The 15,805-nt window shown below is 67.9% G+C and carries 10 protein-coding genes; 3 read left to right on the forward strand and 7 right to left on the reverse strand.

Features of this window, described 5'->3' with window-relative positions; all coding sequences use genetic code 11:
- The first annotated feature begins 13 nt into the window (after window positions 1-13).
- The 3 genes from C664_RS10485 to C664_RS10495 all read left to right on the forward strand — a co-directional run bounded on the left by C664_RS10485 (window position 14) and on the right by C664_RS10495 (window position 6,380).
- The gene (locus C664_RS10485) at window positions 14-1,429 is read left to right on the forward strand and encodes a hypothetical protein (protein ID WP_004259184.1); all 1,416 of its coding nucleotides are present in this window, start codon (window positions 14-16) and stop codon (window positions 1,427-1,429) included.
- 148 nt (window positions 1,430-1,577) lie between these two features.
- Entirely contained in the window at window positions 1,578-3,437 is a 1,860-nt protein-coding gene (locus C664_RS10490; RefSeq protein WP_004259201.1) for an SLC13 family permease, read from the forward strand.
- 180 nt (window positions 3,438-3,617) lie between these two features.
- Complete coding sequence (locus C664_RS10495) at window positions 3,618-6,380, forward strand: bifunctional diguanylate cyclase/phosphodiesterase (RefSeq protein ID WP_004259204.1); 2,763 nt, start codon at window positions 3,618-3,620, stop codon at window positions 6,378-6,380.
- Window positions 6,381-6,400: 20 nt separating this feature from the next.
- Here C664_RS10495 and C664_RS10500 read toward each other — a convergent pair whose 3' ends face one another.
- The 7 genes from C664_RS10500 to C664_RS10530 form a co-directional block, all read right to left on the reverse strand.
- Window positions 6,401-9,181: a nitrate reductase gene (locus C664_RS10500; protein ID WP_004259208.1), complete on the reverse strand. Its 2,781-nt coding sequence runs from the start codon at window positions 9,179-9,181 to the stop codon at window positions 6,401-6,403.
- Window positions 9,182-9,227: 46 nt separating this feature from the next.
- A complete protein-coding gene (gene nirD, locus C664_RS10505) occupies window positions 9,228-9,539 on the reverse strand; it encodes a nitrite reductase small subunit NirD (protein WP_004259210.1) in 312 nt (103 codons plus the stop codon).
- Window positions 9,540-9,566: 27 nt separating this feature from the next.
- Entirely contained in the window at window positions 9,567-12,044 is a 2,478-nt protein-coding gene (gene nirB, locus C664_RS10510) for a nitrite reductase large subunit NirB (RefSeq protein ID WP_004259213.1), read from the reverse strand.
- A gap of 36 nt (window positions 12,045-12,080) precedes the next feature.
- On the reverse strand, window positions 12,081-12,884 hold the full coding sequence (locus tag C664_RS10515; protein WP_004259216.1) for an ABC transporter ATP-binding protein: 804 nt from the start codon (window positions 12,882-12,884) through the stop codon (window positions 12,081-12,083).
- 17 nt (window positions 12,885-12,901) lie between these two features.
- A complete protein-coding gene (gene ntrB, locus C664_RS10520; protein ID WP_004259218.1) occupies window positions 12,902-13,819 on the reverse strand; it encodes a nitrate ABC transporter permease in 918 nt (305 codons plus the stop codon).
- A 43-nt stretch (window positions 13,820-13,862) separates the two neighbouring features.
- Entirely contained in the window at window positions 13,863-15,122 is a 1,260-nt protein-coding gene (locus C664_RS10525; protein WP_004259220.1) for a CmpA/NrtA family ABC transporter substrate-binding protein, read from the reverse strand.
- A gap of 349 nt (window positions 15,123-15,471) precedes the next feature.
- Window positions 15,472-15,805 (reverse strand): ANTAR domain-containing response regulator (locus tag C664_RS10530; RefSeq protein WP_004259222.1); only part of this gene is annotated, 334 nt, incomplete at its 5' end.

Below are 15,805 nucleotides of genomic sequence, written 5' to 3' on the forward strand. Positions count from 1 at the left end.
AAGGAACGCACCGATGCGCAAACGCGACACCATCCTGACCACCGACCAGAAGGCGCTGGCGGTCAACCTCGACAAGTTCAAGTACGGCTCCATCGTCGAGATCGGCGCCGGGCAGGAAGTGGCCCGCCGCTTCTTCCAGGTCGGTGCCGCCGCCGGCACCATCGCCAAGACCATGTCGGCCTACGACATGGCCGTCAGCGACGACATCTACGGCCACGTCGACCGCTACGTCAGCCGCGCCCGCCTGCTGCAGATGCTGGACAAGGAGTTCACCCAGGTGGTGGACCGCCTCGCCCACATCCGGCCGAAGAACACCACCTTCTTCGCCTACGCGGCGACGGTGACCGCGCGCAGCTTCAAGCAGAAGAACGAATGCCACGGCTGGATCGGCGTGCGCCTGCAGCTGCATCCGGGCGCGGCGCCGAGTGACGTCATCCTGCACGTGCGCATGCTCGACGACACCAACGCGCAGCAGTCCGAGGCGCTCGGCATCCTCGGCGTGAACCTGATCCACGGCGCCTTCTTCCACCATGACCAGCCCGAATGGATCGTCGAGGGCCTGGGCGACGGCCTCACGCCCGAGCGCATCGAGGTCGACCTCATCCACTTCTCCGGCCCCTACTTCGAGGAAGTGGAAAACCGCCTGATGAACCTGCACCTGATCCGCAGCTGGCTGACGCGCGCGGTGGTGTTCAACCCCGACGGCGAGGTCGTGGTGCCGGGCGAGCTGTTCTACCGCAAGCCGGTGATGGTGATGCGCGGCAGCTTCAAGCCGGTGACCTGCGTCAATGTGGACATGATGGCCTCCGGCCTGAAGCAGTTCAGCCAGCTCGCCGCGGTCGACGAGACCAGCATCCTGCAGCTGGCCGAGATCACGATGAACTCGCTGATCAGCGGCGACAACGTCGACGGCGCCGACTTCCTTGCCCGCGTGGACCTGCTCACCTCGCAGGGCTACACGGTGATGATCTCCGACTACGTGCGCTTCTTCCGCCTGCGGGCCTACCTGCGGCGCTACACGCAGAAGCCGATCGGCATCGTGCTGTCGGTGCGCGACTTCAACTTCCTGTTCGACGAGAAGTACTACGAGGGTCTGGAAGGCGGCATCCTCGAAGCCTTCGGCAAGCTTTTCCCGGACAACACCCACGTGTACGTCTATCCCTCACGACCGACGGGCGCGCAGCCGGACGAACTGGTCACGCTCGACAACGTCCAGGTGCCCGAGAACCTGCGTCACCTGCTCGCCCACCTCGTGACCAACAAGAAGCTCGTGGCCGTTCATCCGCACGACGACGGCCACCTGCATATCGACGTCACCGAGGTGCTGCAAGGCCTGCGCCGCGGTCGCGGTGACTGGGAAACCAATGTGCCCGACGCGGTTGCCCGCCGCATCATCGACAGCCGCCTGCTGGGCTTCGATACCGAGTAAGTCCGCGCCCGGGGGCGTCGATCGCCCCCGACCGCCTTTTCGTCATTTACCCGGCATGCACCGGGCATCTATATTGGAAGCAGGCGCGCCCCGGGGAAGCGGCGGGCCGGGAACACCCCTACGCCCGACATGAGCACCCGAGGCGCCGATGAAACCCGAGCAGCTGCTGATCCTCGCCATCCTGGCCGCGACCGTCGGCGCCTTCCTGTGGGGCCGATGGCGGCACGACATGGTGGCCGCCGGTGCGCTCCTCGCCTGCGTGCTCGGCGGCCTGGTCGAGCCCGGCGACGCGTTCGCGGGCTTCGGGCACCCCGCCGTCATCACCGTCGCCTGCGTGCTGGTCCTGAGCCGCGGCCTGCAGACTTCCGGCGCGGTGGATGCGCTGGCGCGCGCCATCCTGCCGGCAAAGGCCGGTCGCACGCTCAGCCTCGCCGCGCTGATGGGCCTCGGTGCGCTGCTGTCGAGCGTCATGAACAACGTCGGCGCCATGGCCCTGCTGATGCCGGTGGCAATCCACCTGTCCGACCGGCTCGGGCTCGCGCCCGGGCAGATCCTGATGCCGCTGGCCTTCGGCACCATCCTCGGCGGCATGACGACCCTGATCGGCACCCCGCCCAACCTCATCGTGTCGGGCTTCCGCGCCGCCGCCGGACAGGGCGGCTTCGCCATGTTCGACTTCACCCCGGTCGGGCTCACCGTGGCGCTGTCCGGCATCCTGCTCGTCGCGCTCGTGGGCTGGCGGCTCGTGCCGGCGCGCAAGCAGGCGGGCATCGAGGGCTTCGAAACGGGGGCCTACATCACCGAGGTGCGTGTCCCCGAGGACAGCAAGGCCGCCGGCTTGAGGCTGCGCGAGATCGAGGAGGCGCTCGCCGATGTCGACGCACAGATCGTCGGCGTGGTGCACAAGGAAGTCCGCCTCATCGCGGCCAATCCGGGACGCATGGTCCACGCCGGCGACATCCTGATGATCGAGGCCGAGGCCGACTCGCTGCCGGACGTGCTGTCCATCCTGGGCCTGAAGCTGGAGGAGGCCGTCAAGCCGGAGAAGACCGACGGGCCTGAAGCGGGCACGCAATCCGGCCCGCAGGCAGCAACGAAGCCCGGTGACGAGAGGGAGGAGGACGAAGACAAGGCGCCCGCCGCAAAGTCGGGCGAGATCGTGCTGATGGAACTTGCGGCACTGCCCGGCTCGCCGCTCGCCGGGCGTTCGGCCACCGACATCATGCTGCGCACCCGCTACGGCATCAATCTGCTGGCGCTCTCCCGCGAGGGACGGCGCTCGATGAAGCGGCTGCGCAGGATCGCCATCCAGCCCGGCGACCTGCTGCTGTTGCAGGGACCACCCGAATCGATCGCGGAATTCGCTGCCGACAAGGGCTGCGTACCGCTCGCCGCGCGCGAGCTCTACATCCCCGACCGGCGCAAGGCGTGGGAAGCCGTGTCGATCATGGTGCTGGCAATCGCCGTCGCCGCCTTCGACGTGCTGCCGGCGGCAGTGGCGTTCGCCCTCGGCGTGCTCGCCTCGATGGTCCTGCGCACGGTGCCGCCACGTGCGGTCTACGACGCAATCGACTGGCCCATCGTCGTGCTGCTGGCGAGCCTGATCCCGGTCGCGGGCGCAATGGAAGCGACCGGCACCGCCGACCTGATCGCCCGCCTGCTGATGGACAATGTGGCGCAGGGCCACGCCGTCGCTGGCCTGCTCCTGATCCTCGTCATCACCATGTGCCTGTCCGACCTGATGAACAACGCCGCCACGGCCGCCGTAATGTGCCCGATCGCCATCGGTACCGCCTCCGCGCTGGGCGTCAATGCCGACGCCTTCCTGATGGCGGTGGCCATCGGCGCATCGTGCGCCTTCCTGACGCCGATCGGCCACCAGAACAACACCCTGATCCTCGGCCCGGGCGGTTTCGGCTTCGGTGACTACTGGAAGCTGGGCCTGCCATTGGAGATCGTGGTGGCGGCCGTCGCGGTGCCGATGCTGCTGTGGGCATGGCCGTTATGACGATCGCAGAGACACGACGCCGCCGAAAGCCGCCGCCTTGGTGCAAGATGCGAAGTGTGACGCACTAGGCAAGCCCCCCAGCGTCGTACGGGACAGACTGCCCAAATTGGGGCAAATTGCGGGCTGGCGACGCCCCGTGCCTGAATCAGCACCCGACCACCCCACCATGCCAAGGACGAGATGACGCGTAATTCGCTGCACCTGCGACTCTGGCTGACCATCGGTCTTGCCGTGCTGCCGCTCTTCCTGTTCGTGCTGGTCGACTACCAGGATCGGCGCACGCAGGCCGTCGAGCGCGCACATGCGGAGATCGAGCAGCGCCTCGCCGCCGCCCGGCGCGAAGCGCTTGGCGCCCATCAGATGGTCGAGTTCGTGCTGCGGATCATGGCGCGGTCGAACGACCTGCAGTCGCTCGACGGCACGAGTTGCGACAAGATCGCCCAGCGCCTGCTGATATCGCGCGACGACTTCACCAACATCGGCGCAGCCCTGCCTGACGGCAGCCTGTTCTGCAGCGCACGATCGACGGGCGAGGCGATCAATGTCGCCCATCGCGCCTGGTTCCAGGCAGGCATGCGGGGCGGAGGCATCACCTACGGCGAATTCATCGTCGGCCGCATATCCGGCAAGCCGGGCATGGCGTTCGGCTACCCGCTGCACGGACCACAGGGCGAGGTGCGCGGCGTGCTGTTCGCGTCGATCTCGCTCGACTGGGTGGATCGGCTGATCGACGACTTCAAGCTACCCCCGGGCTGGGAGGCCAGCCTGATCAGCATGGAAGGCAAGATCCTGTCCCACCAGCCTGATGTGGACCGCTGGCGCGACCATGTGCTCGCGCCGGAACAGCTCGCCGCGCTGCGCCGGGCGCAGACGGAAGGCAATGGCATTGTCGAATTGCCCGGATTCGATGGCATGCGGCGCCTGTACGGTGTCGCGGCACCCGGCTTTGCGCCTGACAGTGGCCTGATGACGATCGGCGCCCCGCTCGAGCAGTCACTCGACGCCGTCGACCGCCGCTTCCAGCTCCACCTCGCCCTGCTGGCGGCGGTGACGATCCTGTCGGCGCTGCTCGCGCGGCTCTACATCTACCAGCTGATCGAAGTGTGGGCCGTCCGCGTGCGCGACGCGGTCGCACGCATCGCTGCCGGCAGCCTCGGCACGCGCATCGGCACGGGCACATCGGTGCGCGAACTGGACGAGGTGACGGCCGGCATCGATCGCATGGCGACCGAGATCGAACGGCGCGACGCCGAGCTGCGGCAGCTGTCCATGGCGATCGAACAGAGCCCGGAGTGCATCGTCATCACCGACACCAACGCCCGCATCGAATACGTCAACGAGGCCTTCTGCCGCATCACCGGCTTCTCGCGCGAGGAAGCGATCGGCCGCAATCCGCGCATCCTCAATGCCGGCCTCACGCCACGCGAGACCTATGAAGAGTTGTGGGCCACGCTGTTGCGGGGCGAGGTCTGGCGCGGCGAGTTCCACAACACGCGCAAGGACGGCGCGAGCTACCTCGAACTGGCAACGATCGCGCCGATCAAGCAGCCCGACGGCACCATCACGCACTATGTCGCGGTCAAGGAAGACATCACCCAGCGCAAGCAGTCCGAGGCGCTGCTGCACCGGCTGGCCTACTACGACGCACTGACCGGGCTCCCCAACCGCGCCCTGCTGCGCGACCGCCTGCAGCAGGCGATCCGCGGCAGTGGTCGCAGCGAAGCCTGGGGCATGCTGATGCTGCTCGACGTCGACCGCTTCCAGCAACTCAACGACTCGCGCGGCCATGCCAGCGGCGACCAGTTGCTGAAGGAACTCGGCAACCGCCTGCGCGCCGCCATGCGCGAGGACGACACCGTCGCCCGCCATGGCGACGACGACTTCGCCATCGTCATCGAGAACATCGGCGACAATCAGGACGACGCCATCGCGCGCGCGGAGCTCATCGCGAGGAAGCTGCACGCCGAACTCGATGCGCCCTACGCCCTCGGCGAGAACGGCGACGAACCTCACTACGCCACCCTGAGCATCGGCGTGAGCCTGTTCCGCGGCAAGGCGGTCGCGCCCGAGATGCTGCTCAAGCAGGCCGAAGTCGCGCTCTACAGGGCAAAGGAAGAAGGACGCAACGCCATCCGCTTCTTCAATCCGGAAATGCAGGCGGTCGTCGATGCCCACGCACGCATGGAAATCGGCCTGCGCGAAGCCCTGCAGGCCGGCAGCTTCCGCCTCTTCTATCAACCCCAGGTCGACCGCCACGGCCGGCTCGCCGGTGCCGAGGCCCTGATCCGCTGGCCAGGCACCGACGGCAAGATGATCTCGCCGGCCGAGTTCATTCCGCTGGCCGAAGACACGGGCCTGATCGTGCAGATCGGCCAGTGGGTGCTGACCACCGCCTGCGCACAGATCGCGCAGTGGCAACAGGCGCCGGCAACCCGCCAGCTTTCGATCGCGGTCAACGTGAGCGCACGGCAGTTCCACCAGGCGGACTTCTTCGCCATGGTGCGCCGTACGGTCGAAGGCGCGGGCATCGACCCGAGCCGGCTCAAGCTCGAGCTGACCGAAAGCGTGATCCTGGGGGATCTCGACGAAACCGTCGCGCGCATGAACCAGTTGCGCACGCTCGGCATCCAGTTCGCGCTCGACGATTTCGGCACCGGCTACTCCTCGCTGTCCTACCTCAAGCGCCTGCCCTTTGCCCAGCTCAAGATCGACCAGTCCTTCATCCGCGACATGACCGAGGACGAAGGCAGCGAGACCATCGTGCTGGCCATCCTGTCGATGAGCCACGCACTCGGCCTCGAGACGATCGCCGAAGGTGTCGAGACGCCGACGCAACGCGAGTTCCTGCGGCTGCACGGCTGCGAGTTCTATCAGGGCTACCTGTTCGGCAGGCCCTTGCCGATCGAGGCCTGGGGCGACTTCCTCGCCACGGCCTCGGGTTGAACGCCGTCAGCCTTGTGGCGTCATGATGCAGTGCCAGCGCACGCGGCCAGCGCGCTGGCCGCCATGCGCCGCAAGGCCGGCAGGCAGGAGCCGCAGGACGTGCCGCATTTCAGCTTTTCCTGCACCTCGCCCAGGCTCGCGCCCGACGCCAGGGCTGCCTCGATGGCGCCCGCGCCGACACCGTAGCAGCTGCACACGATGCGTCCTCCCGTCGCATCGCCCGCTCCAAGCCCGGCCGGCAGCGTTGCGAGCGGCGCGAACAGCCAGGCACGGCGCGCACCGAGCGGCTCGCCCGACACCATCAGCGGCAGCAGCCAATCCAGGGCCGCGACTTCGCCCGCGAAACGCAGCGCAAGCACCTGGCCATCCTCGACCCGGGCACGCTTGACGACGCCGCGCCGCGCATCGGCAAAGGCCAGCGGTGCCTGCGCGGCATCGCATCCGAGAAGCTGATCGATCTCCTGCAGCACCGCATCTTCAGCCGGCGCCGCATGCGCCAGACGCAACTGGAGGACGATGCGCTCACGGCCGGCCAGACTGATCGAAGCATGGTCGAAGTCGGCCAGCAGCGGCTGCAACGCACTGCGCCAGCGTGCCGCCTGCCCCGCATCGCGGGCAATCGCCGCCCACGCCGCCTGCCAGCCCGGCACATAGGGGACGATCGACACCGCAGCCTGCTTCAGCGCCGGCTGCTGCGACACCGGATCGACGAGCGGCACCGTCAGGGCGTTGGCGCCCGCCTGCGCCTGCGTGCCAGCGCCCCAATGCATTGGCAGCCAGGCCTGCCCCGGCGCAACGTCATCGTCCGATGCCAGCGGAAGCACCATCTCGCCGCGCCGGCTCGCCAGGCACACCAGCTTCCCCACCTGAAGCCCGCGACGAACCAGATCGACCGGATTCAGGGCGACTTCGGCGCGCGGGGTATGCCCCCATAGCAGCGGCACCTTGCCGGTGCGGCTCATGCCGTGCCACTGGTCGCGCAGCCTGCCCGTCAGCAACACCAGCGGGCGGCGCGCATCGACCGCTTCCGGCAGCAGCGCGTGGCGCGCCGGGAAGGCAACGGGCGCAAAGCGCGCGCGGCCGTCCCCGGTCGGGAACACGCCGTCGGCAAAGAGTCGCGTCGTTCCACCCGTGGCGCCCGCCGGAAACGGCCACTGCTGCGGGCCACGCACCTCGAGCAGCGCATGCGAGAGCCCGCTCATGTCGCAGTCACGGCCGGCGCTCAGGGCGACGTGCTCGGCGAACACCGCCGCTTCGTCCGGCCAGTCGAAGCCATCACCGGCGGCGCCCTCCCCGCCCAGCCGCCGCTGCAGACGCCGCGCGAAGTCCGCGGCAATCGCCCAGTCCGGACGCGCCTCGCCCGGCACCGGCACGGCGGCCGCCAGCCGCGAAACGCGCCGCTCGGAGTTGGTCACCGTGCCGGTCTTCTCGCCCCAGCTCGCCGCCGGCAGCAACAGGTCGGCGAAGGCAGCGGTTTCCGTATCGGCATAGGCTTCCTGCACCACGACGAACTCGGCAGCCCGCAACGCCGCATGGACCCGCGCCTGATCGGGCAAGGAGTGCGCCGGGTTGGTACACGCGATCCACACCGCCTTGACCCGGGCCTCACCCAGCGCCTCAAACAGCTCCACTGCCGTCAGGCCCGGTCTCTCGGGCAGGGCGGGCACGCCCCACGCCGCGGCGAGCTCGTCGCGATGCGCGGGATTGGCGAGCTCGCGATGGCCCGGCAGCAGGTTGGCCATCGCCCCCACCTCGCGCCCGCCCATCGCGTTGGGCTGGCCGGTGAGCGAAAACGGGCCCGCGCCGGGACGGCCGATCTGGCCCGTCGCCAGATGCAGGTGGATCAGCGCCGCGCTGTTGGCCGTGCCGTGGTGCGACTGATTGAGGCCCTGGCACCACAAGGACAGGACTGCCCTGGACTGGCCGAAGCGGCGCGCCGCCTCGACGATGCGCTCGGCCGGCACGCCACAGGCGGCCGCGACGTTGCCGGGCGAGCACTCGGCAAGCTGGCTGCGCAGCGCATCGAAGCCGCTGGTATGGTCGCGGATGAAATCGCGGTCGACCAGGTCCTCCCACAGCAGCACGTGCAGCATCGCGTTGTACAGCAGCAGGTCCGAGCCCGGCGCGATCTGCAGGTGCAGGTCGGCAAACTCGGCGGTCTCGGTACGGCGCGGATCGACCACCGTGATCGTGAGCGCCGGGTTGGCCTTCTTCGCGTCCTCGATGCGGCGGAACAGGACGGGATGCGCCCATGCAGTGTTGGAGCCGGCAATCAGCAGATGGTCGGCCGCCGCGAGGTCCTCGTAGCTGCAGGGCACGCTGTCGGCACCGAGTGTGGCCTTGTAGCCGGCCACGGCGCTCGACATGCACAGCCGCGAGTTCGAATCGATGTTGTTGGTGCCGACCAGCGCCCGCGCCAGCTTGTTGAAGACGTAGTAGTCCTCGGTGAGCAGTTGGCCCGAGACATAGAAGGCCACGGCATCGGGACCATGGCGACGGATGATGTCGGCAAAGCGCCCGGCGGCCGTATCGAGCGCGACATCCCAACCCACACGCCGGCGAGCCTCGCCGCGGGCATCACGCATCTCCGGATGGAGCGCACGACCCGCCGCGCCCGTCGTCAGGTGCAAGGTCGAACCCTTGGTGCACAGACGGCCGAAGTTGGCCGGGTGCGCGCGGTCGCCGCGCACGCCGACGATGCGGTCACCCTCGTGCTCAATGATCACGCCGCAGCCGGTGCCGCAGTAACAGCACACGGAACGCGTTTCGCGCAGCGCGGGGGACGATTCGGTCGTGTTCATGCTCAGCCTCGATGGCGATGTGCGTTGCGGGTCGGGCGGGCCGCCCTCAGAGGGCGAGCCACACCTGCCCGTCCTCGACCTTGACCTCGAAGCGCCCGCAGTGCCCCACGTCGGGCGCCACGGCCTGACCATCCTCGAGATCGATGTTCCAGCCATGCAGCGGGCAGGAGACCTTGCGCCCATGGACGATGCCCTGCGACAGCGGCCCGCCCTTGTGCGGACACTTGTCGTGCAGCGCGAACACCTCGTCCCCGGCATTGCGGAACAGCGCGATGTCGCCCCCCGTCGGGCGCTGCACCACGCGCGCGCCCAGTGGCGGAATCTCGTCCAGCTGGCAGATATGCTTCCAGTTGCTCATGCTTGCGTCCTCGTGTGCCACAGATGCTCAGGCCTCGACCGTGAGCGGGATGAACTGCTTGACCGCCCCGGCCTCGCGGCTGGTCTGCCAGGGGTCCCGGGCATCCTTCAGCGCGAACAGCAGGCGCGCATGCAGTGCCTCGCGGCTGTCGGCGTCCTCGACGACCTTGCGTTTCACGTACTCCAGACCGACGCGCTCCAGCCAGTGCACCGTGCGTTCCAGATACCAGCCTTCCTCGCGGTAGAGCTGCAGGAAGGCAGCGGCATACTCCATGACTTCCTCGTCGCTGCCCACCTTGCACAGGAACTGCGCCACCTCGGTCTTGATGCCGCCGTTACCGCCGACGTAGAGCTCGTAGCCCGAATCGACGCCGATCACGCCCACGTCCTTGATGCCGGCCTCGGCACAGTTGCGCGGGCAACCCGACACGGCCAGCTTGACCTTGTGCGGCGCATACATGTCGAACAGCATCCGCTCAAGCTTCACGCCCATGTCCATCGCCAGCTGGGTGCCGAAGCGGCAGTGCTCGGCGCCGACGCAGGTCTTTACGGTGCGGATCGACTTGCCGTAGGCGTGGCCCGAAACCATGCCGGCCGCGTTGAAATCCGCCCAGATCGCCGGCAGGTCTTCCTTCCTGATGCCGAGCAGGTCGATGCGCTGGCCGCCGGTCACCTTCACCGTGGGCACCTTGTACTTCTCGGCAGCATCGGCGATCGCGCGCAGCTCCGAAGGCGTCGTCAGCCCGCCCCACATGCGCGGCACGACCGAGTAGGTGCCGTCCTTCTGGATGTTGGCGTGGGCGCGCTCGTTGATGAAGCGCGACTGCGGGTCGTCCTGCGCCTCGTGCGGCCAGGACGAGATCAGGTAGTAGTTGATGGCCGGCCGGCACTTGTCGCAACCGTTGAGCGTGCGCCAGTTCAGCGTCTCGAACACCGCCTCCTTGGTCGTCAGGTGGTGGGCGAAGATGGCCTCGCGCACCACCTTGTGCGAGTGCTCGGTGCAGCCGCACACCGGCTTGTCGGCAGCGCTGACCGACTGGTAGGCGCCGCCGACCGTGGACGCGAGGATCTGCTCGACCAGGCCGGTGCAGGAGCCGCAGGACGACGCGGCCTTGGTATGCTTCTTGACCTCGTCGAGCGTGAACAGCCCTTTTTCCTTGATCGTCTTGACGATGGTGCCCTTGCACACGCCGTTGCAGCCGCAGACTTCGGCGCTGTCCGGCATGCTGGCGGCGCGGTTCTCGCCCTTGTGCCCGACGTCCCCCAGATTGTTCTGCCCGAACATCAGGTGGTCGCGGATCTCGTGGATGTCCTGCCCGTCCCTCATCAGCTGGAAGTACCAGGCGCCATCGGCGGTGTCGCCATACAGCACCGAGCCGACGATGCGGTCGTTGCGCAGCACGATGCGCTTGTACACCCCGCCCTGGCGGTCGTGCAGCACGATCTCCTCGGTGTCCGCGCCGCCGCTGAAATCACCGGCCGAGAACACGTCGATGCCGGTCACCTTGAGCTTGGTCGAGGTCACCGAGCCCTCGTAGCGGCCGATGCCGAAGTTGGCGAGGTGGTTGGCGCACACCTTGCCCTGCTCGAACAGCGGCGCGACGAGACCATAGGCGATACCACGGTGGGCCACGCATTCGCCCACCGCGTAGATGCGCGGATCGGTGACGGTCTGCAGCGTGTCCGACACATGGATGCCGCGCACCCGCCCGCTTCCGCAGTACAGCCCGGCGGACTCGGCCAGCGCGAAGTTGGGGCGGATACCCGCCGCGACCACCACCAGGTCGGCGGGAATCTCCATGCCATCCTTGAAGCGCACCGCGCCCACGCGCGACGTCATGTCACCGTCTTCGTTGCGCGCCGGCAGCAGTGCCTCGGTCTGGCGCGCGAGCAGGAACTTCATGCCCTTCGCCTCGAGCGAGGCCTGCAGCATGTCGGCCGCGGCCTGGTCGAGCTGGCGCTCCATGATCCATTCGCCGATGTGTACCACGGTGACGTCCATGCCACGCAGCATCAGACCGTTGGCGGCCTCCAGGCCGAGCAGGCCGGCACCGATGACCACGGCGTGCCGGTACTTGCCGGCGGCCTCGATCATCGCCTCGGTATCGGCAATGTCGCGGTAGCCGAGCACGCCCGGCAGGTCGTTGCCGGGAATCGGCGGGATGAAGGGGGTCGAGCCCGTGGCGAGCAGCAGGCGGTCGTAGTCGGCCTCGGTGCCATCCTCGGCCATGACCTTGCGCCTGACGCGGTCGATCTTCACCACCTTGCTGCCGGCGTGCAGCGTGATGCCCTTGTCGCGGTACCAGTCGAGATCGTTGAGCATGATCTCGGGCAGGCTCATTTCGCCCGCCAGCACCGGCGACAGCAGGATGCGGTTGTAGTTGCCGTGCGGCTCGGCGCCGAACACGGTGATGTCGTACAGATCGGGAGCGAGCCTGAGCAGTTCCTCGATCGTGCGCACCCCGGCCATGCCGTTACCGACGAGGACGAGTTTCTGTTTCTTCATGGCGATTCCAGTGGTCGGACGTCGTGTCGGGCGGATTCAGGCAGCGTGCTTGAGCTGCTTCTGGTACAGGAACTCCATGATCGCGGCGCGGTACTCGGCGAAGTCCGGGTCGTGCGCCAGCGCCAGGCGATCGCGCGGGCGCTCGAGCTTCACCTCGAGGATCTCGCCGATGGTGGCCGCCGGGCCGTTGGTCAGCATCACCACGCGGTCCGAGAGCAGCACCGCCTCGTCGACGTCATGCGTGACCATCACCATCGTCGCGCCGGTGTCGGACAGGATCTTCATCAGTTCGTCCTGCAGGCGGGCGCGGGTCAGCGCATCGAGCGCGCCGAAGGGCTCGTCCATCAGCAGCACGCGCGGCTGCATCGATAGCGCACGGGCGATGCCGACGCGCTGCTTCATGCCGCCCGAGATCTCGTGCGGGAACTTGGTCTCGGCATGCGACAGCCCAACCAGCGCCAGCGCGTCGTGGGTGCGCTGCTTTAGGCTGGCGCGCCCTTCCTTGCGGCCGAACACGCGCTCGACCGCAAGGTAGACGTTGTCGTAGCAGGTCAGCCACGGCAGCAGCGAGTGGTTCTGGAACACCACCGCGCGCTCGGGACCGGGGCCGGCGATCTCGCGGCCGTCGCACAGCATCACGCCGGTGCTAGGCGTGGTGAGGCCGGCGATCAGGTTCAGCAGCGTCGACTTGCCGCAGCCGGAATGGCCGATCAGCGCGATGCTCTCGCCTTCGAAGATGTCGAGCTGGATGTCGCGCAGCGCGACGAAGCTGTCCTTCTTGCGCTTGTGCGTAATCTCGAAGCGTTGCCCGACATCCTGGATTTGAACGATCTTTTTCATGACGATGTCTCCTGCGCTCAGCGGCTTTCGTAGTTGAAGCGGCGCGCGACCAGCATCAGCGCCTGTTCGAGCAGCAGGCCCACCACGCCGATGACGAAGATCGCGATGATGATGTGCTCGACCTTGAGGTTGTTCCACTCGTCCCACACCCAGAAACCGATGCCCACGCCGCCGGTCAGCATCTCCGCGGCGACGATCACCAGCCAGGCCGTGCCGATGGAGAGGCGGATGCCGGTGAGCATGTAGGGCAGCACGGCCGGGAACAGAATCCTGGTGAAGATCTTCCATTCCGACAGGTTCAGGACGCGGGCGACGTTGAGATAGTCCTGCGGGACGCGGGTGACGCCCTGGGCGGTGTTGAGGATCATCGGCCAGATCGAGCAGATGAAGATCGTCCAGGTCGCGGCCGGGTCGGCGCGCTGGAACACCAGCAGGCCGATCGGCAGCCAGGCCAGCGGCGACACCGGGCGCAGCAGACTGATGATGGGGTTCATCATCTTCGACAGCACCGCGAAGCGCCCCAGCATGAAGCCCGCCGGGATGCCCACCAGCGCGGCAATGCCGAAGCCGATGCCGACGCGCTCGAGCGAGGCCAGCACGTTCCAGCCGATGCCCTGGTCGTTCGGCCCTTCGCGATAGAAGGGGTCCGAGAACAGCGCCACCGCGGCATCCCAGGTCTTGGCCGGCGTGGGGATGCCACCGCCGTTGGCCGTGCCGAGGTGCCACAAGCCGACCAGCAGGGCCAGGCCGATGATGGGCGGCAGCAGGGCGGCCGCGAGCGCGCGCAGGGCATCGCCCGCCCTTTCCGCGAACCCCGGACCGCTCGGCACCACGACCGCCGGCGTGATCGGTTTGACTTCGGCACGGCCGCCAGCGGCCTCGCCTTCCCTCGCGGTCCCGCTCACGGGCGCCAGGCCCGTGCTGCGCTCCGCCATTGCGACGACAGTCATTTCGAGTTCCTCCGCCTTGGCCACGACATCAGGCCCTGATCTTGAAGCCGCCGGCATAGGCCGCCGGGTTCGAGCCGTCCCACACCACGCCGTCGATCAGCTTTGCGCTGCGCATTTCATTCGCCGGCACGGCGACGCCGACCGCAGTGGCCGCCTGCTTGTAGACGTCGATGCGGTTGATGGCCTTCGCCACTGCGAGGTAATCGACGTCCCGCTCGAGCAGGCCCCAACGCCGGTGCTGGGTCAGGAACCACATGCCGTCCGAGAGGTAGGGGAAGGTCACCGCGCCGTCCCTGAAGAACTTCATCGCGTTGGCGTCCGCCCACGTCCTGCCCAGACCGTTGTCGTACTGGCCGAGGATGCGGCCCTCGATGACATCGACGTCGGTATTGACGTAGGAACGCGCAGCGATGACTGCAGCGGTTTCCTTGCTGTTGGCGTCCGAGGCATCGATCCAGCGCGAGGCATCGAGTACGGCGGCCGTCAGGGCACGCGCGGAGTTGGGGTGCTTCGCCACCCAGTCGGAGGTGGTGCCGAGCACCTTTTCAGGGTGGTCGGTCCAGATGTCCTGCGTGGTGACGGCGGTGAAGCCGACGCCGTCGATGATGGCGCGCTGGTTCCACGGTTCGCCGACGCAGAAGCCGTGCATGTTGCCGACCCGGGCGTTGGCCACCATCTGCGGCGGCGGCACGACGATGGCCTTGACGTCCTGGAACGGGTGGATGTCGTTGGCCGCCAGCCAGTAGTACAGCCACATCGCATGCGTGCCGGTGGGGAAGGTCTGGGCGAAGGTGTAGCTGCCGGGCGCGCTGGCGGCGACGAGCTTCTTCAGCGACGCGCCGTCGACAGCGCCCTTGTCCTTCAGCTGCGAGGCGAGCGTGATGGCCTGGCCGTTGTTGTTCAGCGTCATCAGCACCGACATGTCCTTCTTCGGCCCGCCGATGCCCAGATGCACGCCATACACCAGCCCGTAGAGCACGTGCGCCGCATCCAGTTCACCCGACACCAGCTTGTCGCGCACCGACGCCCAGCTCGCCTCCTTGCTCGGGATGATCTTGATGCCGTACTTCTCGTCGAACTTCTTGACTGCGGCCATCACCACCGAGGCACAGTCGGTCAGCGGGATGAAGCCGACCCTGATCTCCTTCTTCTCGGGGGCGTCCGAGCCGGCCGCCCACGCACCGCCGGGGAACAGGCCGGGCAACAGGGTGGCCACGCCGGCGGCTGCGCCGGCCTTGATGAAGCCGCGGCGCGACAGTTCGGGCGTTTCGGTCTTGAGCGATTTCATGATGAGCTCCTTGAAAGGCAAGCGGAAAAGCAAAAGGCGCCCATCCCGCACTCCGCATGCTGCGAAGGGGAATGGACGCCGTTGTCCTGTGTTCGAGTCGGTTGTTCGAACGCCAAGCCCTCGTTGGCTCAGCCACGCTTTTCCTTATGCATCAAGCGTGCCAGGAACGAGAACTGCCTCGAAACCCGCTTGCCGTCTGGCCCGGAGAGGATTCGTCGCGAAACTCAGGGAAATGCCGCACGCACTGCTGCAGTGCAACAGCCGCGCTCCTCGCACACCCGTGGTGCGCCGCCATCGATGTCGCGCCACCCTGGTCGGGGCCGCGGGCCGCGGCGATCGGACACCCCGATCAGGGTCTGGCGAGCACATCCGCCAGCGCCAATGTCGCGCCGGCCACCTCGGCCAGGCGACGCCCCTGGCTCATCGCCGTCTGGCGCAGCAGGCGGTAGGCCTCGTCCTCGGACAGGCCGCGGCAGGACATCAGAAGGCCCTTGGCGCGCTCGATCAGCTTGCGTTCCTCCAGCGCGGCGCGCGCCGCGTCGAGCTCGTCGCTCATGGCCTGCAGCCGCTGCGACTGGGCGTGAAGGAGATCGACGATGGAGCGCCCCAGGCGCGGGCCGAGCGCTTCGGCGCCCGGCGCCTCGACCCGCTCGGCGCCTGGCGCCGTGCGGGCGGGCACCGCT

It is taken from the genome of Thauera sp. 63 (genome assembly GCF_000310165.2).
GTDB classification, from domain to species: Bacteria; Pseudomonadota; Gammaproteobacteria; order Burkholderiales; family Rhodocyclaceae; genus Thauera; species Thauera humireducens.